General features: G+C 65.1%; 20 protein-coding genes. 9 read left to right on the top strand and 11 right to left on the bottom strand.

Annotated features, from left to right (window positions below; genetic code table 11):
• Nucleotides 1-22: 22 nt before the first annotated feature.
• From IVB23_RS03755 to IVB23_RS03745, 3 genes are read left to right on the top strand one after another with little or no spacing between them, the layout of a single operon-like run.
• Nucleotides 23-568, top strand: a complete 546-nt coding sequence (locus tag IVB23_RS03755; RefSeq protein WP_061876705.1) for a hypothetical protein — start codon at nt 23-25, stop codon at nt 566-568.
• Nucleotides 569-618: 50 nt separating this feature from the next.
• Nucleotides 619-2004, top strand: coding sequence for a ribosome biogenesis GTPase Der (gene der / locus IVB23_RS03750; RefSeq protein ID WP_247802488.1), 1386 nt, complete (start codon nt 619-621; stop codon nt 2002-2004).
• Nucleotides 2001-3254: a TCR/Tet family MFS transporter gene (locus tag IVB23_RS03745; protein WP_247802487.1), complete on the top strand. Its 1254-nt coding sequence runs from the start codon at nt 2001-2003 to the stop codon at nt 3252-3254. The genes der and IVB23_RS03745 overlap by 4 nt, the downstream gene beginning before the upstream one ends.
• Before the next feature lie 159 nt (nt 3255-3413).
• On the opposite strand, the gene IVB23_RS03740 is transcribed toward IVB23_RS03745, so the two are convergent.
• The 6 genes from IVB23_RS03740 to IVB23_RS03715 all read right to left on the bottom strand — a co-directional run bounded on the left by IVB23_RS03740 (nt 3414) and on the right by IVB23_RS03715 (nt 11068).
• Nucleotides 3414-4640, bottom strand: a complete 1227-nt coding sequence (locus IVB23_RS03740) for an ABC transporter substrate-binding protein (protein WP_197966712.1) — start codon at nt 4638-4640, stop codon at nt 3414-3416.
• A 258-nt stretch (nt 4641-4898) separates the two neighbouring features.
• On the bottom strand, nt 4899-5639 hold the full coding sequence (locus IVB23_RS03735; RefSeq protein ID WP_247802486.1) for an SDR family NAD(P)-dependent oxidoreductase: 741 nt from the start codon (nt 5637-5639) through the stop codon (nt 4899-4901).
• A 138-nt stretch (nt 5640-5777) separates the two neighbouring features.
• On the bottom strand, nt 5778-7301 hold the full coding sequence (gene purF, locus IVB23_RS03730; RefSeq protein ID WP_061876700.1) for an amidophosphoribosyltransferase: 1524 nt from the start codon (nt 7299-7301) through the stop codon (nt 5778-5780).
• Between the two features lie 28 nt (nt 7302-7329).
• Complete coding sequence (locus tag IVB23_RS03725) at nt 7330-7959, bottom strand: CvpA family protein (protein ID WP_018317599.1); 630 nt, start codon at nt 7957-7959, stop codon at nt 7330-7332.
• A gap of 167 nt (nt 7960-8126) precedes the next feature.
• Nucleotides 8127-9572, bottom strand: a complete 1446-nt coding sequence (gene radA, locus IVB23_RS03720; protein ID WP_061876698.1) for a DNA repair protein RadA — start codon at nt 9570-9572, stop codon at nt 8127-8129.
• Nucleotides 9573-9664: 92 nt separating this feature from the next.
• Entirely contained in the window at nt 9665-11068 is a 1404-nt protein-coding gene (locus tag IVB23_RS03715; protein ID WP_247802485.1) for an adenylate/guanylate cyclase domain-containing protein, read from the bottom strand.
• A gap of 295 nt (nt 11069-11363) precedes the next feature.
• On the opposite strand from IVB23_RS03715, the gene IVB23_RS03710 reads away from it, so the two are divergent.
• Both IVB23_RS03710 and IVB23_RS03705 read left to right on the top strand, forming a co-directional pair.
• Complete coding sequence (locus IVB23_RS03710; protein WP_247804749.1) at nt 11364-12476, top strand: ABC transporter substrate-binding protein; 1113 nt, start codon at nt 11364-11366, stop codon at nt 12474-12476.
• A complete protein-coding gene (locus tag IVB23_RS03705; RefSeq protein ID WP_247802484.1) occupies nt 12476-14542 on the top strand; it encodes a bifunctional diguanylate cyclase/phosphodiesterase in 2067 nt (688 codons plus the stop codon). The genes IVB23_RS03710 and IVB23_RS03705 overlap by 1 nt, the downstream gene beginning before the upstream one ends.
• An 11-nt stretch (nt 14543-14553) precedes the next feature.
• On the opposite strand, the gene IVB23_RS03700 is transcribed toward IVB23_RS03705, so the two are convergent.
• Complete coding sequence (locus IVB23_RS03700; RefSeq protein WP_247802483.1) at nt 14554-15279, bottom strand: sulfite exporter TauE/SafE family protein; 726 nt, start codon at nt 15277-15279, stop codon at nt 14554-14556.
• A 131-nt stretch (nt 15280-15410) separates the two neighbouring features.
• Here IVB23_RS03700 and IVB23_RS03695 point away from each other — a divergent pair, with 131 nt between their 5' ends.
• Nucleotides 15411-16187 (top strand): potassium channel family protein, encoded by a 777-nt coding sequence (locus IVB23_RS03695; protein WP_061876695.1) that lies wholly within the window; start codon nt 15411-15413, stop codon nt 16185-16187.
• Nucleotides 16188-16237: 50 nt separating this feature from the next.
• Nucleotides 16238-16444 (top strand): hypothetical protein, encoded by a 207-nt coding sequence (locus IVB23_RS03690; RefSeq protein WP_247802482.1) that lies wholly within the window; start codon nt 16238-16240, stop codon nt 16442-16444.
• A 3-nt stretch (nt 16445-16447) separates the two neighbouring features.
• Here IVB23_RS03690 and IVB23_RS03685 read toward each other — a convergent pair whose 3' ends face one another.
• Nucleotides 16448-17218 carry an exodeoxyribonuclease III gene (locus IVB23_RS03685; protein WP_247802481.1) on the bottom strand — a complete coding sequence of 257 codons (771 nt, stop codon included), beginning with the start codon at nt 17216-17218 and terminating at the stop codon, nt 16448-16450.
• Nucleotides 17219-17258: 40 nt separating this feature from the next.
• Here IVB23_RS03685 and IVB23_RS03680 point away from each other — a divergent pair, with 40 nt between their 5' ends.
• Nucleotides 17259-17477, top strand: a complete 219-nt coding sequence (locus IVB23_RS03680) for a cysteine rich repeat-containing protein (protein ID WP_247802480.1) — start codon at nt 17259-17261, stop codon at nt 17475-17477.
• A 170-nt stretch (nt 17478-17647) separates the two neighbouring features.
• Here IVB23_RS03680 and alr read toward each other — a convergent pair whose 3' ends face one another.
• Together alr and IVB23_RS03670 are read right to left on the bottom strand one after the other, a co-directional pair.
• Nucleotides 17648-18925, bottom strand: coding sequence for an alanine racemase (gene alr / locus IVB23_RS03675; protein ID WP_247804747.1), 1278 nt, complete (start codon nt 18923-18925; stop codon nt 17648-17650).
• A gap of 46 nt (nt 18926-18971) precedes the next feature.
• Nucleotides 18972-20483 (bottom strand): replicative DNA helicase, encoded by a 1512-nt coding sequence (locus IVB23_RS03670; protein WP_061876691.1) that lies wholly within the window; start codon nt 20481-20483, stop codon nt 18972-18974.
• Between the two features lie 543 nt (nt 20484-21026).
• Here IVB23_RS03670 and IVB23_RS03665 point away from each other — a divergent pair.
• Nucleotides 21027-21233: a hypothetical protein gene (locus IVB23_RS03665; protein ID WP_028178053.1), complete on the top strand. Its 207-nt coding sequence runs from the start codon at nt 21027-21029 to the stop codon at nt 21231-21233.
• A gap of 10 nt (nt 21234-21243) precedes the next feature.
• Here IVB23_RS03665 and IVB23_RS03660 read toward each other — a convergent pair whose 3' ends face one another.
• Entirely contained in the window at nt 21244-22494 is a 1251-nt protein-coding gene (locus tag IVB23_RS03660; protein ID WP_247802479.1) for a cyclopropane-fatty-acyl-phospholipid synthase family protein, read from the bottom strand.
• Between the last annotated feature and the right edge of the window lie 210 nt (nt 22495-22704).

Here is a 22704-nt window from a genome sequence, read left to right as displayed (position 1 = left end):
CTGACTTGAGACGAGAGACAAGATGCGCCGCACGCCACGCTTGATCGCAGCCGCCGTCCTGATCGCCTTCACGGGCGTGCTGGGCGGCTGCTCCAGCTTCGATCCAAGCGACATGCTCGACTTCCTCGACACCAAGAAGAAGCTGCCGGGCGACCGCAAGCCGGTCTTCCCGGAGGGCGTGCCGGGCCTCGAGCAGGGCGTGCCGAGGGAGCTGTACAAGGGCGCGCAGCAGCAGCCTGATCCGAACGCGCCTGCCGTCGCGGCTCTGCCCGCGGAGCCCCCGCCGGAACCCGCTAGGCCAGCGAAGGGGACCAAGGCGAAGCAGGCGAGGCAGCCAGCCGCAGCGGCGCCGGCTGAAGCGCCCGCCGGCGAGATCGACGGCGAGGCCCAGCCGGAGGCTGCGCCAGCCACGGCCGCTCCGCCGCCCAAGCACAAGATCGTCCGCAAGCGCACCACCGCACCGCCGCCGGATCAGCCCGTCCAGCAGGCGCAACCGGCCCAGACCACCCAGCAGCAATCGCAGAGTGCTTTCCCGGCGCCGCTGCCGAGTGGCAGCTTCTCGCGCTGATATTCTTCATTGCATTGACAGGCGCAGCCCCGGCAGCGCACGAATGACCGATGTCCTTCACAATCGCCATCATCGGCCGGCCCAATGTCGGCAAATCGACGCTGTTCAACCGCCTGGTTGGACAGAAGCTCGCGCTGGTCGATGACCTGCCGGGCGTCACCCGCGACCGCCGCGAAGGCGAGGCCAGGCTCGGCGACCTCCAGTTCACCATCATCGATACCGCCGGCCTCGACGAGGGCGCCAGGGGCTCGCTGACCGCGCGCATGCAGGAGCAGACCGAAACCGCGATCGCGCAAGCCGACGCGCTGTTCTTCGTCGTCGATGCCCGCATTGGTCTCACGCCCACCGATCGCGCCTTCGCCGATTTCGCCCGCAAAGCCAACAAGCCGGTGCTGCTGATCGCCAACAAGAGCGAAGGCAAGCATGGCGATGCCGGCGCGATGGAGGCCTTTGCGCTCGGCCTCGGCGATCCCATCCAGATCTCCGCCGAACATGGCGAGGGCATGGGCGAGCTCTATGACGCACTGGCCAAGCTGATGCCGGAGCCCGTTGACGAGGACGACGACGGCGAGGACGACGCGCCGATCTCGGAGGAGGAGGCCGCGACGCGTCCGATCCGGGTCGCCATCGTCGGCCGGCCCAATGCCGGCAAGTCGACGCTGATCAATCATCTGCTCGGCGAGGAGCGCTTGCTGACCAGCCCGGAGGCCGGCACCACGCGCGATTCCATCGCGGTCGAGATCAACTGGAAGGGCCGCGATTTTCGCGTCTTCGACACGGCAGGCCTGCGCCGGCGCTCGCGGATCGAGGAGAAGCTGGAGAAGCTCTCGGTCGCCGATGCGTTGCGCGCGGTGCGCTTTGCCGAGGTCGTCGTGCTGATGATGGACACGCAGAACCGCTTCGAGGAGCAGGACCTGCGCATCGCCGATCTCATCGAGCGCGAGGGCCGGGCGGTCGTGCTCGCCGTCAACAAATGGGACCTGATGGAGACCAAGGGCGGCGGCGCCATCTCGGGCCTGCGCCGCGATGCCGATCATTGGCTGCCTCAGCTCAAGGGCGTGCCGATCGTCGCCGTCTCGGGCCTGATGGGCGAGGGCATCGACCGCCTGATGCAGGCGATCCAGGACGCCTACGCGGTCTGGAACAGGCGCGTGCCCACCTCCGCGCTCAATCGCTGGTTCGAGCAGGCGGTCCAGGCCAATCCGCCGCCGGCGGTGTCCGGCCGCAGGCTGAAGCTGAACTACATCACGCAGAACAAGGCGCGCCCGCCGAGTTTCGTGCTGTTTTGCTCGCGCGCGGACGCGGTGCCGCAATCTTACTTGCGCTACCTCACCAATTCCATGCGCGAGACCTTCGATCTCCCGGGCACGCCGGTGCGGATCACGCTGCGCGAGAAGGCCAATCCCTTCGCGCACAAGCGCAAGCGGCCGTCGTGAGCGACGGCGCCGGCGAGGCGGTCGCGGCACGTGCTGCGCCGGCCCGGCGCGGCGCGGTCGCCTTCATCTTCGTCACCATCCTGCTCGACATGGTCGCGCTCGGCGTGATCATGCCGGTTCTGCCGAAGCTGATCGAGAGCTTCGTCGACAACGACACCGCACATGCGGCGCGCATCTTCGGCCTGTTCGGCACCGCCTGGGCCTTGATGCAGTTCGTGTTCTCGCCGGTGCTTGGCGCGCTGTCGGATCGTTTCGGCCGGCGGCCGGTTGTGCTGCTGTCGAATTTCGGGCTCGCGGCCGATTACGTCTTGATGGCGCTGGCGCCGTCGCTTGCGTGGCTGTTCATCGGCCGCGTGATCTCCGGCATCACCTCGGCGAGCATCTCGACCGCCTTTGCCTATATCGCCGACATCACGCCGCCGGAGCGGCGCGCGGCGATCTTCGGCAGGATTGGTGCGGCCTTCGGCGCCGGCTTCATCTTAGGGCCAGCGCTCGGCGGCCTGCTCGGCGATATCGATCCGCGCCTGCCGTTCTGGGCCTCGGCGGCCCTGAGCTTGGCCAATGCGCTCTATGGGCTCTTTGTCCTGCCGGAATCGCTCGCGCCCGACAAGCGCGCGCCGTTCCGCTGGAGGAATGCCAATCCGATCGGGGCGCTGCACCTGTTGCGATCCAACGCGGTGCTCGCCGCGTTGTCGGTCGTCAACTTCATCGCGCAGGTCGCGCATGTCGTGCTGCCCTCGGCGTTCGTGCTCTATGCGACCTATCGCTACGGCTGGGACTCCAAGACCGTGGGATTGACGCTAGCGATGGTCGGCATCTGCGCCATGGTGGTGCAGGGGCTCGCGATCGGGCCGATCGTGCGCGCGCTCGGCGAGCGGAACGCATTGTTGATGGGCCTGTGCTGCGGTGCGCTCGGCTTCGTGGTGTTGGGCGCTGCGCCGACCGGACCGCTGTCCTGGCTCGGCATTCCCATTCTGGCGCTGTGGGGCATCTCGGGTGCCGCCTCGCAATCGCTGATGACGCGGCTGGTCGCGCCCGATCAGCAGGGCCAGCTGCAGGGCGCGACCGCGAGCGTGCAGAGCGTGTCGCAGCTCGTCGGCCCGTTCCTGTTCACCCTGACGTTTTCGTATTTCATCGGCGCCAGCGCGCCGCTGCATCTGCCGGGCGCGCCGTTCCTGCTCGCAGCGGTGCTGATGGTGGTGTGCGTGGCGATCGCGGTGCGGACGCTGGGTGCGACGAAGACGGCCTGATTGTCCGTCATGGCCGGACTTGTCCCGGCCATCCACGTTCTTTCCCTCTGGCCTGAAACGTGGATGCCCGGGCCTTCGCCTCGCCGAAGCGGCTTCGGCCGCGCAGGCGGGACAAGCCCGGGCATGACGCCGTTAAGACCTTGCACGACCGCTACGCGGTCACTTCTTCACCAGCGGGCAGTCGCTGTCCTTGAGCGGCTTGGCCGCGTCTTCAGGCGCGATGGTGGCGACCAGCTTGTAATAGTCCCACGGGCCCTTCGACTCCTCGGGCTTCTTCACCTCGAACAGATAGGCCGGGATGAGGCGGCGTCCGTCCTGGCGCAGCGGTCCCTTGCCGAACAGCGGATCGTCGGTCGGCAGCTCCTTCATCTTGGCGACGACCTTGGCGCCGTCATGCGGATTGCTGCCGAGCGCGTCCATCGCCTTCAGGTAATGCAGGATCTCGGCATAGAGGCCCGCAACCGTCATCGAGGGCATCGAGCCCTTGGGCGAGACCTTCTGGAAGCGCTTCGACCATTCGCGGGTCTGGTCGTTGAGGTCCCAGTAGAACGACTCGGTGAAGGTCAGGCCCTGCGCGGTCTTCAGGCCGAGTGAGTGCACGTCGTTGATGAACAGCAGCAGCGCGGCGAGCTTCTGGCCGCCCTGGACGATGCCGAATTCGGCGGCCTGCTTGATCGCGTTGGTGGTGTCGCCGCCCGCATTGGCGAGGCCGATGATCTTGGCCTTGGAGGACTGCGCCTGGAGCAGGAACGAGGAGAAGTCCGCCGTGTTCAGCGGGTGCTTGACGCCGCCGAGCACCTTGCCGCCGGTGGCCGTGACCACCGCGCCGGTATCACGCTCCAGCGCGTGGCCGAAGGCATAATCCGCGGTGAGGAAGAACCAGCTATCGCCGCCCGCCTTGGTCAGCGCCTTGCCGGTGCCGTTGGCGAGCATGTAGGTGTCGTAGGTGAAGGACACGGTGTTGGGCGTGCAGGCCTTGCCGGTGAGGTCGGCGGTGGCGGCGCCCGAATTGAGCAGCACCGCGTTCTTTTCCTTGACGAGGTTGCTCACCGCGAGCGCAACGCCGGAGCTCGGCGTGTCCGCGATGGCGTCGACCTTGTCGGCATCGATCCACTGCCGGGCGATGTTGACGCCGATGTCGGGCTTGTTCTGGTGGTCGCCGGAGAGGACCTCGATGGTCCAGCCCTTGGCCTTGAGGCCGGAGTCTTCGACCGCCATCTTCACCGCCGCGACCGAATTCGGGCCGCCGATGTCGGCGTACAGGCTCGACATGTCGTTGAGCACGCCGATCTTGACGGTCTTGTCCTGGGCGTAGGCGGATGTGGCAAAACCGAAAGCGGCGCAGGCCAGAAGGGCCGCGGTGCGGCGTGCGAACGTCGTCGTCATGAAAGGTCTCCTCCAATGTCAAATATGCGGACGGCTCTCTTCCGGAGCCTTGTTTCCGGCTGATGGCTCTAGCCTGTCCCGCGGCCGGCGGCAATGCACCTAAAGCCGGATGACGCTGCGTCCTAGCGTCATCCGTCGGTTAACCTTTGGGCAAAATGCGTTGAGGCGCTAATCCAGCGCGTCCGTTGTCAGCTTGAATTTCCGGTGTCGACCACGGCGGTATAGACGTTACCCTTGACGTCATCGGCGTGGTGTCAATCAGGCCGGCGCGCGGAAACTCATCAGGGTGCGGGTCTTGTAGTCGTAGAACTTGCCGGTCTCGGTCCAGTCAGGGCCACACATCGGCACGATGAATTCTGCAACCTGCTCGGGCGTGTCGAGCGTCTCAGGATCCTCGCCCGGCATCAGCGTTGCGCGCATGCGCGTGCGGACCGGGCCGGGATTGAACAGATTGACGCGCAGCTTCGTATTCGCAGTCTCCTGCGCCCAGGCGCGGGCCAGCGTTTCCAGCGCGGCCTTGGACGCCGCATAGGGGCCGACATAGGCGGTCGCCTTGTTGGCGGCGCCGGAGGTGACGAACACGGCGCGCCCGGCATCGGACTGCCTCAGCAGCGGCTCCATGCAGCGGATCAACTGGAAATTCGCGGAGACGTTCACCGCCATCACGTCGTTGAAGGTCTTCAGCTCGATATGGCCGATCGGCGAGGATGGCCCAAGCACGCCGGCATTGCCGACGAGGATGTCGAGCTTGCCGTAACGTTCGTGCAGGCTGGCCCCCAGCCGCGCGATGCCGTCGGAATCGGTGAGGTTGAGCGGCACCAGGGTGGCGCTGCCGCCATCTTTCCGGATCTCGTCGTCGAGTTCTTCCAGCCCGCCCTGCGTCCGCGCCACCGCGACGATATGCGCGCCGGCTTTGGCGAGCGCGATCGCAGTGGCATAGCCGATGCCGCGCGAGGCGCCGGTGACGAGAGCGATTCGGTTGGCGAGGGGTTGTGTCATGGCGGGGTTTTACAGCCGTGGATGGCCGGGACAAGCCCCCATCCCGCCGTCATTCCGGGGCGGTCCGCAGGACCGAACCCGGAATCTCGAGATCCCGGGCTCGATGCTTCGCATCGCCCCGGGATGACGGCTCCGCCGTCAGCTCGCCTCGGCCAGCAGCGACAATTGCCGCGGCTGCGGCTCGGTCTGGGTCTGGTCGGTGAGGTGGGTCGGATAGGCGCCGGTGAAACAGTGGTCCGAGAATTTCGGGTTGGCGGGGTCGCGGCCGGGCTCGCCCATGGCGCGGTACATGCCGTCGATCGACAGGAAAGCGAGCGAGTCCGCGCCGATGATCTCGCGCATCTCCTCCAGCGAATGCGTCGCTGCGAGCAGGCCGCCGCGGTCGGGCAGGTCGATGCCGTAATAGTCTGGATAGAGGATCGGGGGCGAAGCGAGGCGGAAGTGGACTTCCTTGGCGCCGGCATCGCGCATCATGCGCACGATCTTCTTCGAGGTGGTGCCGCGCACCAGCGAGTCGTCGATCAGGATGATGCGCTTGCCCTCGATCGCGGCGCGGTTGGCCGAATGCTTCATGCGCACGCCGGATTCGCGGATGGCCTGCGTCGGCTGGATGAAGGTGCGGCCGACATAATGGTTGCGGATGATGCCGAGCTCGAACGGCACGCCGGAATGCTGGCTGTAGCCGACCGCGGCGGGCACGCCGGAATCCGGCACCGGCACGACGACGTCGATCGGCACGTGGCTCTCGCGCGCGAGCTGCGCACCGAAGGCCTTGCGCACCTCGTAGACCGAACGGCCGTGGACGATGGAGTCCGGCCGGGAGAAGTAGATGTATTCGAAGATGCAGGGACGCGGCGCCATCGGCGGGAACGGCTTGTGGATGTCCTGGCCGTTCTCGTCGAACACGATGACTTCGCCGGGCTCGATGTCGCGGACGAAGCGCGCGCCGATGATATCGAGCGCGCAGGTCTCGGAGGTCAGGATCGGACAGCCGTCGAGATCGCCGAGCACCAGCGGGCGGATGCCGCGCGGATCGCGCGCGCCGACCAGCTTCTTGTTGGTCAGCGAGACCAGCGCATAGGCGCCTTCGATCTCGCGCAGCGCGTCGATATAGCGCTCGATGAAGCGAGCGCGTTTGGAGCGCGCGACCAGGTGCAGGATCACCTCGGTGTCGGTGGTCGACTGCATCATCGCGCCATGCCGCACCAGCTCGCGGCGCAGCGTCAGGCCGTTGGTGAGGTTGCCGTTATGGGCGACGGCGAGACCGCCGGCATTGAGCTCGGCGAACAGCGGCTGCACGTTGCGCAGGATGGTGGCGCCGGTGGTGGAATAGCGGACATGGCCGACCGCGACATTGCCGGGCAGGCGGTCGATCACCTCGCGGCGGGAGAAGGTGTCGCCGACGAGGCCGAGGCGGCGTTCCGAGTGAAAGCGGCTGCCGTCGTAGGAGACGATGCCGGCGGCTTCCTGGCCGCGGTGCTGGAGGGCGTGAAGGCCGAGCGCGGTGATGGCGGCCGCATCGGGGTGACCGTAGATGCCGAACACGCCGCATTCCTCGCGCAGCGTATCCCCCTCCAGATCGTCCTGTAGCTCGATCGCTGCAGGCCCGGAGGGCCGGTTCAGGGCGAGATCGAATTGGGCGTCCTGGTCAGGGTGTCGCATCTCGTCCGCGCCTCTCTTTGGGCCTAAATCAACGCGCCGCAGGTTTCTCGATCAGCTTTTTCAGGCTGTCACGAGCAGGTTTACTGTATCCGTCGCCACTGCCCGAAGGCTGCTGCTCGGATTCAGCTTGGTCATCATCTGGTTTGTTTTTCTTGAATCTCTTCAAGATGGTGTTCTCGGGGTCGTCAGGCAAGAGGGCCATCAGCCAGTCCCCGGTTCCCTGGAGCACCACGCGGGACTTAGCCCCCGTGACCCAGTCCGGACGCTGCTTGTCCGGAACAAGCCAGGTGAAGAACAGGAAAGCGACCACGACGATCAAAAGGCCGCGAGCCAGGCCAAACAGGAAGCCGAGGGTGCGGTCCAGCGCGCCGATCCGCGAATCCAGGATCATGTCGGAGATCCGGACCGTGATCACGGAGACCACGACCAGGGTGCCCACGAACACGCCTGCGACGACGACCACGCTCGCGACCGTGTCGTTGTTGAAATAGGTCTTGGCGGTCGGCAGCAGCTTCGAGAACGAGTACAAGGTCACGATCGCCGCCGCGCCCCAGGCCGCAATCGACAGGATTTCGCGCATGAAGCCGCGGACCATCGCGAGCAGGCCCGAGATCAGCATCACACCGAGCAGGATCAGGTCGAGGAGTGTTACTGGCATCGGCTGGTCTGGTCCGCTCGTACTGTCAAAGGCGCTCAGCGAATCGGTGTTTGGCCGCTGCCCTAAAAGAAGGGCAGACGGCGTTCCCGGCAAGGCCGCAACCACGCAATCCCATGCTGCTTTTGTGACGGCTGTATAGCGGCGAGGGCCTCCGGCGTCACCTCCACCTAACCCTCTCCGCGGCGGAATCTTGCCGGTGTGGCATTTTTCTCTGCCGGGGCGTTCGATTCGCCTCGGCGGGAGCCCCGGGCGGCGATCTCGGCCACCAATGTCGTCAGGCTGTTCACCGCATTCAGCGACAATCCGGCATCGCCGGCGGTCTCGCCGCGTGCCGATTCGGGCAGCACGGCGCGCTGGAAGCCGAGTTTTGCCGCCTCCTTCAGCCGCGCCGGGGTCTGCGCCACCGGACGCACCACGCCGGAGAGCGAGATCTCGCCGAAATAAACGGCATCGGTGGGTAACTGCGCATTAACCAGGGACGACACCAGCGCCGCCGCGGCGGCGAGGTCGGCCGCGGGCTCGTGGATGCGCAGGCCGCCGGCGACGTTCAGATAGACGTCGTGGCCGGACAGCTTGACCCCGCAATGCGCCTCCAGCACCGCCAGCACCATCGAGAGCCGGCTCGGGTCCCAGCCGACCACGGCGCGGCGCGGGGTGCCGAGCGAGGTCGGCGCCACCAGCGCCTGCAATTCGACCAGGACGGGCCTTGTGCCCTCGATGCCCGCAAAGACTGCGGTGCCGGGCGTGCCGAGATCGCGCTCGGACAAGAACAGCTCGGAGGGGTTGGTGACCTCGCGCAGGCCGAGGCCGGTCATCTCGAACACGCCGATCTCGTCGGTCGGGCCGAAACGGTTCTTCACGGCCCGCAGGATGCGGAACTGCTGGGAGCCTTCGCCCTCGAACGACATCACCGCGTCGACCATGTGCTCGACGACGCGGGGGCCCGCGATCTGGCCGTCCTTGGTGACGTGGCCGACCAGGATGATGGCGGCGCCGGTCTTCTTCGCAAAGCGGATCAGCGCCTGCGCCGAGGCGCGCACCTGCGTCACGGTCCCGGGCGCCGATTCCACGGTGTCGGTCCACATGGTCTGGATCGAGTCGATCACGATCAGCCTGGGAACCGCGCCCTCCGATAGCGTCGAGACGATGTCCTCGACCGAGGTTTCGGCGGCCAGCTGCACCGGCGCATCCGACAGCCCGAGCCGCTCGGCGCGCAGGCGCACCTGGGCCACCGCCTCTTCGCCGGAGATGTAGACGACGCGATGGCCGGCGCGCGCCAAGAGGCTGGTTGCCTGCGTCAGCAGCGTCGACTTGCCGATTCCGGGATCGCCGCCGACCAGCAGCACCGAGCCGCGGACGAAGCCGCCGCCGGTGACGCGGTCGAGCTCGGTCATCCCTGAGGAGAGGCGCGGCGCATCCGGGCTTTTCCCGGCAAGGCTCTCCAGCGCAAACGTTCGGCCCTTGCGTTTGGAGCGGATCGATACCGGCACGCTGCCGCTGGTGTCTTCTTCCGCCAGCGTATTCCACTCGCCGCAGGACTCGCATTTGCCCTGCCAGCGGTTATAGGCCGCGCCGCAGTTCTGGCAGACGAAGGAGAGGGTGCTCTTGGCCATGGGGAAATAGCGGTCTCGGTGTAACGGGCGAGCAGTTCTTAGCACGAATAGGAGCTGCGAAGGCTGGGGTGCCGATGCATCCACCGCAAGCTTCAAGGGGTGACGTTAGCGCATGTCCAGATGCCGACGGGGCGCTCGAGGCCGCGAATGGTCTGGGCCGGCCGCTCGACGAGCGCTGCGAAATCGGTACTCGCGTGATTCGGTTCGGCGTGGGCCTGTTGTACCAGCGCGTCGCTGACGACGATAGCGCATCCGAATTCGCGGGTCAGCGCTTCGAGGCGGCTCGCCGCATTCACGGTGGTTCCGATCACGGCGAATTCGAGCCGGTTGAGGCCGATATCGCCCAGCACCACTTGCCCGTAGTGCAAGCCGACGCTGACCTGGATCGGCGGTTCGTTGCGATCGCTACGCTCTCTGTTCAACTTGGCGATCGAGGCGATCATGCCCCTCGCGCAACGCAAGGCGTTCAGCGCATCGGAATCGCCGACGAACGGCGTACCGAAAGTCGCCATGAGTCCATCCCCGAGATACTTGTCGAGCGTTCCGCCGTGCTGGAACACTTCCCGTTCCATTCGCTCATGGAATTGCCGCAGCGTCTCGATGACGTCCTTCGGGTCGCGTCCATCGGCATAGGCGGTGAATCCCACGATATCTGCAAACAGCACCGCGACGTCCTGCGTGCGGACCTTCGCGAGGGGCTCGTCATTGCCGGAGAGTTCATCGACCACATTGGGGGAGAAGTAACGCGCCAGATTGGCACGTTCGCGCTCGAGTCCGGCATGACTGATCAGGAGCGCATTGGAACGGCGCACCGCCAGCGCCAGGATAGCGGCGACGACGATGAACACGATCACTTGCTGGAAGCGCTCGCCGAAACCGATCGAGGAGGGGTCGAGGATGTTGAACATGCGAGTATCCGCACCGATCGCCTCCCTGACGCGCTCCGACAGCGCGGCATGGGTTTCCGGTTGCAGATAAGCCCAGCCGACGGCGATGGCCCAGAGTGCTCCGGTCCCCATGCCAATCGTGAGCACGGTTCGCCAGGAATAAGCGAGCGTGGCAGTGGCGAGGAAAATGAAGAAATAGATGAAGCTGTCGAATCGGAATTGCATTCCGATCGGCCAGTGAACGTTGCTCCAGGGATTGGGCACGACGCTAAGGAAGGCCAATAATGCCAGGTCGCAAAATATGAGGAAAAGTTCGGGACGCGAACGGCCGACCTTGCCGACCTTCAGTTGCGCCCAGCCGATGACGGCAAAGAAGCCAAGCATCAGGATGTAATAGACGACATCCCAGTTCGGGTTGATGAGCGACAGGGTAACGGCAGTAACCGCGAGCGCGACCCAGCGGGCCCGGACGGCCAGCAGCAGGCCATCACGCTTGCTGTCGGCAAGGGCAGATTCGGCGAATTTGAGGGTGTCTTGTTGGTGGTCGGTTCGCCCGGCCGCTTTGCTTCGGAGACTTGTGATATCGGCCGCTTCCGCCAGTACGCTCAAGACACATCTCCCCGGTCGAACATCAGATCGTGCGATCGTGCACGGAGCGTCGATCAACATGGCACGCCTGAGAACTCGCGGCCACCCAGCGATGGCTGAGGGCACGGAAGGGGATGCCTGATCGCCAACGCTTCGATTATCTCAATCCGACACGATAGATATACCGTTCATTAGCTCTGTGCCGCTGTGGCCGGGTTGATTTTGCAAAGTGTTAGCCGACGCGCGTCCAATCTCGGAACCGATCGGGTTGGGAATGGAAATGCCGAGATTCCGACGAATATTGCTTGCCGCGGGCATGGCCTGCAGCATTTTCGCGTATGCCGGCGGTAGCCTCGCCAAGCCCCTCGACATCGTCTTCGTCAATCCCGGCAAGACCGGCGAGGTCTACTGGGACATGGTCGCGCAGACCATGCAGGCGGCCGGCCGCAGGCTCGACGCGCATGTCGAGGTGCTGACCAGCGAGCGGAATTACCGCACCATGCAGGAGCTCGGTTTCGGCGTGGTGGCACGGCCCGACAAGCCCGATTTCCTCATCCTGTCGAACGAGGAGTCCGCCGCCGTCCCGATCCTGGAGGCGGCCGAGGCTGCGGGCGTCAAGACGCTGCTGCTCTCGAATACGCTGATCGGCGAGGATGCGGCGCGTCTTGGACCGCCGCGCGAGAAGCTCAAGACCTGGCTCGGCGACATCACGACCGATCTGCAGACTGCGGGTGCACGGATGGCCAATGCGCTGATCGGGGTGGCGCGTGCCGAGAAATCGCAGAGCCCCGACGGCAAGATCCACATTCTCGGAATCGGCGGCGACGAGATCACACCGGCCTCGATTGCCCGCAACGCCGGTCTCAAGCTGGCCGTGGATGCCGCGCCCGACGTCGTGGTGGACCGGCTGCTGTTCGCCAACTGGACGCAGTCGGAGGCCGAGCGGGTCACGGCGAATTATCTGGGCTGGGCTTCTCGCAAGGGAATCCGGCCCGCCGGCATATGGGCCGGCAACGATCCGATGGCGCTCGGCGCGCTCCGCGCGGCGATCGCTGCCGGCCTTGTGCCCGGTCGAAACATCCAGGTGGTGGGCCTCAACTGGTCGGAGGACGCGCTGCGCGAGATCAAGGCGGGTCGCCTGCTCCTGACCGACGGCGGGCATTTCCTGCTCGGCGGCTGGTCGATCGTTCTCCTGCGCGATTATGCTGATGGCTGCGATTTCGCAGCCGTTTCCCCCCACGTCGAGGTCAAGACGTCTGCGATCACGCGCGACAACCTCGCTTCGGTTGGCGACCTCGTCAGGACGCGTGCGTTCGACCGGATCGATTTTGCGCGGTTCCGTGCGAAGGCCGGACGCTGCGGCCAATATGACTTCTCCCTCGATGCGCTCATCTCGTCGCTGCCGCTTCCCGAAGGCGTTGCGGACTGATGCGGAAGGATGAGGCGGTGACGGAGCCGGATCGCAACGAGCAGGCGCCAGCACGCCTGGGCTCGGTCGTCCACGCGATGATCTGGGCCACCGTGCCCGTTCTGCTGCTGGTGCAACTGCTCGCCTCCGCCGGCGTCGAGGCATCGAGCTTCTGGTCGCAGGTCAGGCAGCTCGACGCCCGCATCGCCCGCGTCGCCGAGAGCCGGGCCGAGCTGATCGCCGAGCCGCTGTGGAAGATGCGTTACGACCAGGTCACCGGCGTGCTCAACGAGATCATGCACGACGAGACCATCGCCGCGGCGGCGGTCTATGACGATACCGGCGCCGCCATTGCCCGCGTGGTCGCGCGGGCCGAAGACCAGGCGGTCGCGGAAGTCTCGCGTCCGATCCACTACAGCAATGGCAACATGGCCGTTGAGGCCGGCCGCATCGCCATCGCTTATTCGCGTGCGACGCTGTACGCCGATGCGGGCAGCCGCCTGGTGCTGCTGCTGGTGGTCGGCCTGCTCGCGACGTTTGCGACCCTGATCGCCATGCGGATCTCCGCCAACATCTTCATCGGCCGGCCGCTGGCGGCCATGATGTCGGCGATACAGCGCAGCAAGCAGGATGGCCGCGCCTATCCGGCGGACGTCACGTCCTCGAACGAATTCGGCCAGCTCGCGCGTGCCTTCAACGCCATGCAGCACACGACGTCAGGCGCGCTGGACCGGCTCGGGCACATGGCGACGCACGATCCGCTCACGGGACTGCCGAACCGACGCTCCCTGACCGAGCGCCTGGCCGTCGCGAGCCGGGACGGAGGCTCGCCGGATACGCTGGTCGCGTTCTGCTTCATCGATCTCGACGACTTCAAGGGCGTCAACGACACCTTCGGTCACGAGGCCGGCGACAAGTTCCTGGTTCAGATTTCAGAGCGTCTTCGTAGTGCGGTCGAAGCGGAGGACTGGGTTGCCCGATTAGGCGGCGACGAGTTCGTCGTCATTCGTCCCGAGGTGAGCCACGAGCAGGCGGCGCAGGCATTCGCTCAGCATGTGCTGGAGGCCATTTCCGAGCCGATCCGCCTCCATGACAAGCAAGTGGTGCCGCGTGCCAGCATCGGCCTTGCCGTGCGCCGCGCCGACGATCCGGAGCTGTCGCATTTGCCGACGCTCGCCGACATCGCGCTCTATCATGCCAAGAGCAAGGCACCGGGCACGGTCGCCGTGCTGGACGAAGCGCTCCAGCGCGACTACCGTCGCCGCAGGGATCTCGAGCTCGCCATTCCCACCGGCTTCGCCGAGGGACAGTTCGAGGTCTGGTATCAGAGCCAGGTCGATCTCGAAACCCACGACATCGTCGGTCTGGAAGCGCTGATCCGCTGGCGCCATCCTGAACATGGCGTGATCGGCCCCGGCGAATTCCTGCCGCTGATCGAGCGCAGCGGCAACAACGCGCGGCTGACCCGCTACGTGCTGACCGATGCCTGCTGGGCCTTGCAACGGTTGGCCGCCGCCGGCAGGCCGCAGATCCGGATCGCGATCAATTTGCCGCCGTCCGAACTTGCCGACCATTCGCTCGCCGCCGAGCTGTGCGCGACCTGTGCGCGCTTCGACGTTCCGGCCTCATCTCTCGAGCTCGAGATCACCGAGGGGTCGCTGATCAACAACATCGCCAGCGCCTCCGAAACGCTGCATCGCCTGCGGCGCTTAGGTGCCACGATCGCGCTCGATGATTTCGGCACCGGCTACAGCTCGCTGGCTCACCTCAGGCGATTCCCGCTCGACAAGGTCAAGATCGACAAGGCATTCATCCGGGAGATTCCCGAGAGCGCGGAAGACAAGGCCATCGTCGGGGTGATCGCATCGCTCGCCGACACGCTGGGGCTGACCCTGGTCGCAGAGGGCATCGAGCGCGCCGAGCAGGCCGAGGCCATGCGTGACATGGGCGTGAGGTTCGGGCAGGGCTTCCTCTATCAGCGGCCGCAGCCGCTCGAGGTCCTGTTGCAATGGCTCAACAGGCAGTCGGCGGCGCCGAAACGCGGCGCCACCGGGAGCCCATCGGTCGCGCCGGAATTCGCCGCCTGAACGCGGCTGTCTTACGGCTGGGCCGCGCTCCAGAGCATCGAGAGCCCGGCTGCGATCATGATCGCATCCATCACCAGGCGGAACACGTCCGGCCTCAGATGCAGCACGAAGCGTTTTGCGATGAAGGCACCTGACATCAGCGAGGAGCCCGCGATCAGGCCCTTCACGAACACATCGCCCGTCAGCGCGCCGAAACGCTCGAAGGTCACTGATTTCGCGAAGTAGAGGCCGAGTGATGAGGCCGCTTCGGTGGCGAGGAAAGCGCCCTTGCTCAGCCCGTAAAACAGGAACAGCGGCACGCTGAGCGGGCCGGTCGAGACGACGATGCCTGTGAGATAGCCGATGACGGCGCCGCCGACGGCCAGATGCCAGAGATTGGCTTTGAGGTCATGCCGCGCCAGCCAGTGCCGCACCGGCACCATCGCGATCAGGAAGATACCGATGGCGAGATCGACGACGTGCGAGGGCAGCGCCAGCAATGTCCGCGCACCAAGCGCTGCGGCGGGAATGCCCGTGACCGAATAGGCCGCGCAGGCCCGCCAATCGACCTCACGCCACCAGGCCAGAATCCGCGAGAAGTTCGCCATCACGGAGGCGACCGCCATGATCGGCACGGCCTCCTTCGGCCCATAGGCATAGACCAGCACCGGCATCAGCATGATCGACGAGCCGGTGCCGACGATGCCTGAGATGGTGCCGGCGACGAGGCCGACGCTGAGGACGAAGAGAAAGGCCAAGACAGTCTCCACGAATCGGGAGAGTTTAGCCCTTGGCAGCGATACCGGCGATCCGCGCCGGGCGAGGGAACCTGTGCTTGCCGCGGGCTTTTCGAATTGCAATCATCGGTGCGAACCGGGATCATGATGCCGTGACCCTCACGTCTCTCAGAAGCAACGTGCGCGACCTTTACGAGGGTGCGACGTCGAGCGGCGTGCGCTTCCGCTATGCGCTGCTCGTCTTCGATATCGTGACGGTGCTGTTCATCATCGCAACCTCGTTCCTGCAGCCCAGTGAAATCATTGAAACGCTCGATGTCCTGTTCGGCGTCATGCTACTTGCCGACTTCTCGGCCCGGCTCCTCGTCGATCGGCATCCGTTTCGAAAATTCACTGAAATCGCAACGTGGGCCGACATGGTTGCGATCGTATCCTTCCTGGCGCCACTTGCCGGCGAGGCGGGCGGTTTTCTCCGGATCCTGCGAACCTTGGGGCTGCTTCGTGACTACCAGATGCTGGTGAGGTTGCGCATCGATTCTCCGTTCTTTCGTCGCAACGAAGACGTCATCTTCGCCGTCACGAACCTGGCAGTCTTCATATTCGTCATGACCGGGATCGTTTACGAGACCCAGAAATTTCGCAACGACGAGATCCGGAACTATGCCGACGCCCTGTATTTCACCGTCACGGCACTGACGACGACCGGCTTTGGCGACATCACCCTGTCGGGCACGGTCGGTCGCTTGATAACCGTCGTGATCATGATTTTCGGCGTAACGCTGTTCTTCAATCTCGCCCGCGCGCTCCTCAGTCCCAACAAGGTGCGATTTCCGTGTCCGGCTTGCGGGCTCCAGAGGCACGACGCCGATGCGGTGCATTGCAAGGCCTGTGGCAAGATCCTCAATATTCCCGATGAAGGGGCAACCTGAAGGGCTCTCACTGCCGGCGATGCGGGTGGACGTCTTTCGATGGTGACATCATGCCAGTGTTTTGCCCGACGGATCAATGTGTATTTCGGAATAGCCGCAAGTCATTGACCGGGCAGGGGGCGGCTACTGTGCATGGGGTTGTTTTTCACTTTTTTGCTTTGACCGTTCCGGTGCTGAAAGCAGCAGGGGCCGGCAACGACGATTTCGATCTGGATGCGGTGCCTGTAAACGTCATCGATGGCAGGAACTTGCGGTGAGGGTCACCGCAGCACCACCCATGCCGGCGCGTGATCGCTCGCGCCATCCTCGCCGCGGATCTTCCTGTCGACGCCGGCTCTTGCCAGACGCGGGGCGAGGGCAGGGCTGAGCAGGAGATGATCGAGCCGCAGCCCTGCGTCGCGCGGCCAGCGGTTTCGCTTGTAGTCCCAGAACGTGTAGATGCGCTGGCCCGGGTAGAGCTCGCGCACCGCGTCGCACCAGCCTTGTTCGACCAGCGATGCAAAGGCCGCGCGGCTCTTCGGCTGGATCAGCGCATCCTTGTCCCAGGAGCGCGTCGGGTAGATGTCGATCTCGGTTGGTGCGACGTTGTAGTCGCCGGCGAGCACCACGGGCAGATCCTGCTTGATGAACGTCTTGGCGTGGCGCTTGAGCCGCGCGAACCAGTCGAGCTTGTAGTCGAATTTCGGCCCCGGCTGCGGATTGCCGTTCGGCAGGTAGATGCTGGTGACGATGATGCCGCGCACGGCAGCTTCGATGTAGCGGGCTTCGAGATCGCCAGGTTTTCCCGGCAAGCGGTCGCGGGTGAGAATGGGCTCGGCATTGCGGGCAAGGATGGCGACGCCGTTCCATGTCTTCTGTCCACACCAGACCGCGCCGTAGCCGGCCTTTTCGATCGCAGCCGCCGGAAATTCGCCATCACTTGCCTTCAACTCTTGAAGCGCGACGACATCGGGCTTTGCGACGCGCATCCATGCCAACAGATTGGGCAGGCGGCGGTTGATGTTGTTGATGTTGAATGTCGCAATCTTCATGTAGAGCTACCGGCTCCTGCCTTCCGTCACCGGAGATACAATGTCCAGATTGAGCTTTGTTGCCATCGCACTCGTCGTCGCGTTCTCCGGAGGCGCATCGGCACAATCGTCCGATCCGCGCGGCGCGTGCAAGGCGGACTACGACAAATTCTGCGCCGGCATCGCGCCGGGCGGCGGCCGCGTCGTCGCCTGCCTCAACGGCAAGCGCGACCAGCTCAGCGACACCTGCAAGGCGGCGCTGGACAGCCGCAAGAAGTAAGTCAAGAAGTAAGTCAAGAAGTAAGTCTCGTGTCCCGGACGCGCGTAGCGCGAGCCGGGACCCAACAGAAGGCGACACAATGCACTGTTGAGATGTGGGCCCCGGCTCTGCAGCGCACTAAGCCGCGAAGTGCGGCGCTTCGCGCTGCGTCCGGGGCACGAGAGCATTGACTAGGACGGCAGCGGAGGCGGGGCAGCCGGCTGCTCGATCGGCGGTGGGGAAGGCGGCTGCCCGGCACTCGCCTCGGGCTCCGGCCTTGCCAGCGGCTCCACCACATCGCCGCCCTTGTAGACGCGCGCATAGCGGTGGCCGAGGCTGGTCAGCACCTCGTAGCCGATCGTGCCGAAATGGTGTGCGAGTTCGTCGACGGTGATGCCGTCGCCGAGCAGCGTGACCATGTGACCGCGCCGCGCCGCGTTCGGCGGCAGGTCGGTGATGTCGATGGCGATGAGGTCCATCGAGATGCGGCCCGCGATCGGGCAGCGCTTGCCGGCCACGATGACGTCGGCGCCGCGGGTGCCGTCATTGGAGCTGGCGGCACGGAAATAACCGTCGGCATAACCGACCGCGATGATCGCAAGTTTCGTCGGCCGCCGCGCGGTCCAGGTGCCGCCATAGCCGACGCTCTCGCCGCGCTCGATATTGCGGATTTGCACGATGCGCGCCTTGAGCTCGACCACCGGCTGCATGGGATTGTCGGCCTCCGGCGTCGGGTTGACGCCGTAGAGCGCAGCCCCTGGTCGGACCAGGTCGAACTGGAATGGCGCACCGAGGAAGATGCCGGAGGAATTCGCGAGGGCCGCCGGGACGCCCGTGAACTCGCTGGCAATGCTCCGAAAGGTCGCGAGCTGCTTGGCATTCATGGGGTTGTTGAGCTGCTCGGCCGAGACCAGATGGCTCATCACCAGCGTGATGCCGTGATCGCCGGCGTTGATGCGGGGGATGATGGCCTGCGCGTCCGCAAGCGTCAGGCCGAGCCGGTTCATGCCGGTGTCGATGTGAACAGCCGCGCCCCCGGTCCAGCCGCTGCGGCGGCAGAATACGTCCCATTCGGCGAGCTCGTTCAGATCGCCGATCACCGGACGGCAATTGAACTTGGCGTAGTGCTCGCCGGTGTTCTGGAAATAACCGCCGAGCACGTAGATCGTGGGCTCCGGCACGGCGGCGCGCACTTTGCGCGCCTCCTCGAGGGTGGCGACGAAGAAGGTCCTGCAGCCCGCTCTGCTCAGCGCCCGTGACACCTGCTCGGCGCCGCAGCCATAGGCGTCGGCCTTGATCACCGCAGAGCATTCGGCCGGCACCGCCGTCTTCTCGAGCTTGCGCCAATTGGCGATGATCGCATCGAGATCGACGGTCAGCACGCCGCCATAGGCCGCGAGCGCGGCAGCCTGATTGGCCTCCGCGGAGAGAAGGCCGGATTGCGAGAGGGTTTTCGGGTCGGACGCCATTGTCATGGCGCCGTTTTACGCAAGTGGCCGGTCCGGTTCAAGGAACTCAGTAGTCGTTGTCGCTGCGAGCCGGCAGCTGGCTGTCAGGCGCAAGATCGCCGAACCGCGTGACCGAGGCTTCGAACGCCAGATCGACGGTGCCGGTCGGGCCGTGGCGCTGCTTGCCGATGATGACCTCGGCCTTTCCGTGCGCAAGACTCATGTCGAGCTGCCACTTCTCGTGTTCAGGCGTGCCTGGGCGGGGCTCCTTCATCGCGAGGTAATATTCCTCGCGGTAAACGAACAGCACAACGTCGGCGTCCTGCTCGATCGATCCGGATTCGCGCAAGTCGGAGAGCTGCGGTCGCTTGTCGTCGCGGGATTCGACCTGGCGTGAGAGCTGGGACAGCGCGATCACGGGAACGTTGAGCTCCTTGGCGAGCGCTTTCAGGCTGGTGGTGATCTCCGTGATTTCCTGCACGCGGCTGTCACTGGCGCGCTTGCTCGAGCCCGAGAGCAGCTGGATGTAGTCGATCACGAGCAGATCGAGGCCCTTCTGGCGCTTCAGCCGGCGCGCCCGCGCCATCAGCTGCGCGATCGACAGACCGCCGGTGGCGTCGACATAGAACGGCAGCGATTGCAGCTCGATCGAGACCTCCCGGATCTTCTCGAAATCGGCTTCCGAGATGCCGCCGCGGCGGATGTGGGAGGAGGGAACGCCGGTGCGCTCGGCCACGATACGTGTGGCGAGCTGGTCGGCCGACATTTCGCAGGAGAAGAAGCCGATCACGCCGCCATTGGCAGCCTTCGTGGTGCCGTCGGCCTGGAGTTCCGGAACGTAGGCGCGTGCGACATTGTAGGCGATGTTGGTCGCGAGCGAGGTCTTGCCCATGCCGGGACGGCCCGCGACGATGATGAGGTCGGAGTGCTGCAGGCCGCCCATCTTGGTGTCGAGGTCGCGCATGCCCGTCGAGATGCCGGACAGTTTCCCGTCGCGCTGGAACGCCTTTGCCGCGAGATCGACCGCGACCGCCAACGCCTGCGAGAACTTCTGGAAACCGCCGTCATAGCGGCCGGATTCGGCGAGTTCATAAAGCTTGCGCTCGGCGTCCTCGATCTGCGCCCGTGGCTGGAAGTCGACCGGTGCGTCGTAGGCGACGTTGACCATGTCCTCGCCGATGCCGATCAGGTCGCGCCGCAACGAGAGGTCGTAGATGGTGCGGCCGTAGTCCTGGGCGTTGATGATGGTGGTAGCTTCGGCGGCGAGCCGCGCCAGATATTGTCCGATGGTCATGCCGCCGACATCGGTATCGGCTGGCAGGAACGTCTTCAGCGTGACGGGCGTCGCGATCTTGCCCATCCGGATCAGGCTGCCGGCGGTCTCGAAGATCGTCTGGTGCAGCGGTTCGAAGAAATGCTTCGCCTCCAGGAAGTCGGAGACGCGGTAGAAGGCGTCGTTGTTGACCAGGATCGCGCCCAGAAGGCTCTGTTCCGCCTCGATATTATGCGGCGCGCTCCGATAGGCGGGAGTCCCGGCATCGGGCGCGAGTTTGAGAACGTTCGAATCAGTCAGGGCCATGGTCGGAGGTGCTTAGCAATTTTCTTGGGCAGATGCGGGGCCGGGATAAAGCGCCGCCGCAGGCGAAAGCGGAAGCAAAAGCTGATCGCTATCAACCGCTCAGTTAAAATGGTGGATGATTAGCAGTCGCAGCATGCGCCGCGCTTGACGGATTTCCGCGGAACTCGCGCGGCGCGGCAGCGGCCGCGCCATCGAAAAATACTGAAACCCATGAACCCTATCGACTGGCGGGCAGACGTATTGAGAGCGCGCGAAATGACGCACGCTGGCCGCATTCGGCTCGGTTCAGACCAGCAGGAGGTAGACCAGCGCGACCAGGGCGGCCCCGACGCCGGTGACGATCAGGGCATAATCGGTGCGGAGGTCGTCCGGCACGTCGAATGAGGTTCGGGTCTCTTTGCTCATGGCGACGGTCTAAGACAGCCCCGACCAGACTTATGTGAAGCAGATCACATCTCCCCGGATTCTTTCGGGGATAATGCGGAACAGCCAGGCCGGCCGGGGATTGTCCTAACCCCCGCCAACAGGGACGTGAGGCAAGCGATGCAGCCAGAACGGCAGCACCAGAACTGGCGAAGCGAGGCTGGCAGCCGGCTTTGGCTGTCCGGGCTGATCGCGGCCATGGAGCACGCGGAACGGCCCGACGTCCGTCGCCAGCCGGTCGCACCCGAGATCCTGCTGCAGCTGCGCGCGCAACTGGCGCTGACGGCCTCTTCCCGGACCTCCCTGATGTCGACCCTGCGTCACTAGGACTTGGGGTCTATTCACCAGCCAGCTTGAGCCTGGGCATGGCCGAGGCCTCACGCGCCCGCAGCCGGGCTTCCTCCCGCTGGATGTAGTCGCGGGTCATCGGCACCACGCCCTGGCGACGGGTCAGCTGGATCTGGAAGTTCATCATGGCTTGCTTGCGGAACGTCATCTCGCAGGCCGCCAGATAGAACTCCCACATCAGGGCGAAGCGCTCGTCGTAGAGCTGCACCGCCTCCTCGCGCCGCGCCATGAAGCGCTCTCGCCAGGCCTTCAGCGTCTCGGCATAGTGCAGGCGCAGAATCTCGATGTCGCAGACCAAGAGGCCCGCCCGCTCGATCGCCGGCAGCACCTCCGACAGGGCGGGGATGTAGCCGCCGGGGAAGATGTATTTGGCGATCCAGGGATTGGTCGAGTCCGGGCCCTGCGAACGGCCGATCGCGTGCAGCAGGATGACGCCGTCCTCGCTCAGCAATTCGGCGCAGCGCTGAAAATAGGCATCGTAGAACCTTGCCCCGACATGTTCGAACATGCCGACCGAGACGATGCGGTCGAAGGTACCGTCAATGTCGCGATAATCCTGGAGCTGGAATCTGGCCGAGTCCGTCAGGCCCTTTTCGGCAGCGCGCGCATTGGCGACCTGCAACTGCTCGGTCGACAGCGTGATGCCGGTGAGGTCGGCGCCCGCGATCTCGGCGAGATAGAGCCCGAGGCCGCCCCAGCCGGAGCCGATGTCGAGCACGCGCTGGCCGTCCTTGATGAGGAGCTTCGCTGCAATGTGCCGCTTCTTGGCAAGCTGCGCGTCGTCGAGCGGCATCTCGGGCGTTTCGAAATAGGCGCAGCTATATTGCTTGTCGGCATCGAGAAAGAGCGAATAGAGCCGGCCGTCGAGATCGTAGTGATGGGCGACGTTGTGGCGGGCGCGGGTGCGGGGATTGAACTGCTTCAGGTGCCGCGTCAGGTAGCGCAGGTGCCACCACGGTTTAGCCCAGTGTGGCAATAGGTCGGGTTGATTGAGCAGGATCGCGAGGGCATCGGCTATGGTGCCGCGCTCGACCACGAACTCGCCGTCCATATAAGCCTCGCCGAGCCCGAGCTCGGGATTGATGAGGCTCTTCCGCTCCGCGTCCGCGGTAACGAAGCGCACCGCGACCGGCTCGCCGGAGCCGTCGCCGACGGTGAACTTCGATCCGCTTGAGCTGGTCACCGTCATCGACCCGCGCCGGATGAATTGAGACAGGAATCTGTGCAACAAACGGTCCATCGACATGTCCTCTCGAGCGAACCCGAAAGATGCGACTAACCCGGCCTTCACATCTGACGCCCAGGCGCCGCAACGGTTCCTATGCGTTTGCATCCAAATCTAGCGAGGCGGTTCCGGCTGCGCTATTGCGCTGTATTCAAAGCCGATATTCGAAAATGGCTTAATCACATCCTTGCGCGCGGAGCCTGCTTCCATTCGCAGCTTAATCGG

Source organism: Bradyrhizobium sp. 191 (assembly GCF_023100985.1).
GTDB lineage: Bacteria > Pseudomonadota > Alphaproteobacteria > Rhizobiales > Xanthobacteraceae > Bradyrhizobium > Bradyrhizobium diversitatis.
Note: the sequence above shows the minus strand (reverse complement) of the source record. Positions and strands in the feature narration are given on the sequence as shown.